We start from the raw sequence: 1,088 nt of genomic DNA on the forward strand, positions 1-1,088 counted from the left end.
GTTTTTTAATTCAACCTCTAATTTGACTTCACCCGTTGAAGGATCAAGTAAATAGATACTTGGGTCATTGCCGCTATCGTTATGCGCCCAATAGAGCCCTTCATTTTTATGGCTTGCTACTAAACCTGAAAGCTCAGCCAACTTGCTTGATCGTACTTTCGAGAGCACCTTTGCCTTTTCAAAGCTCGGTGACCATTCAATCGTAGATTCATCCGCAAATGAATAAGCACTAAATACCAGTAAGGCGAGGATGAGTATTAAGGGTTTTGATGTTGTTCGCATATGAATCTTAACTACTGAATGGGACAGTTCGGAAGTACTGCGCACTGCACGGTTGGTTCAGAATTAGCGTTTAGCATCGCTTCAATGTCTTTGCTCGAGCTCTTGAAGTTCTGTTCTTTTGGCGCGAGTGCGAGAGCACATTGCACTGCTTGAGTTGCATTGTCGCAAGATAGCTCTGCCAAGGCATAGGCTAAGTTATTCCAATAACTTGCGATGTTCGGCGTTTTAAGGATGGCTTCTAAATACATGGTTTGTGCTTCTTCGAATTCATTGAGCTGGTAGAGCAGATTGGCCAAACCAAAATTGAATGTGCTTTGCCCGGGCCATACTTCCTTTGCATGGTAATACGCATCCACGGCAGTGGACGTCTGCCCAACTTCAATAAGTTCTTCTAGGGTCTTTTGATAAGGCAATGGTGACGCCGTGGCGGGGACTTTGTGCGGCGGCAAAATGACAATCGCCCAACTCGGCGCATTGTTGGCCCATGTGCGTTCAAATGTGCCAAGAGCAATAGTTGTGTTTGCTTCGAGCCCACTGTGCAAAGTCACTGTTTTATCATCAAGGTCATAACCAACTACTAAAGCGTAGTGCCATACAGGATGGCTTCCGAGCGCAAGGTTTTGTAGCACTAAAACTGGATTGCCCCTAGAAACCTCGTGAAATACGGATTTCATAGTTGGAGCGAGTTCGTAGGGAATTAACTCGAAGCGGCGAGCTGCAGCTTTAAGCTCTATTTGAAAGCTTCCTTGACGCTCTGGCACGTAGACCATATTCACAAGCGTTGAGAGTTCAGGGTTCAAGCCTTG

At 45.8% G+C, this 1,088-nt stretch carries 2 protein-coding genes; both read right to left on the reverse strand.

Translation table 11 applies throughout. The annotated features are described in order from the left end of the window. A partial coding sequence (locus A3738_RS07870) for a hypothetical protein (RefSeq protein WP_231876571.1) occupies window positions 1-282 on the reverse strand: 282 nt, incomplete at its 3' end. 11 nt (window positions 283-293) lie between these two features. After that, the coding region (locus A3738_RS07875; RefSeq protein ID WP_068763507.1) for a PA2778 family cysteine peptidase at window positions 294-1,088 on the reverse strand (795 nt) is incomplete at its 5' end.

The organism is Oleiphilus sp. HI0066, assembly GCF_001635725.1.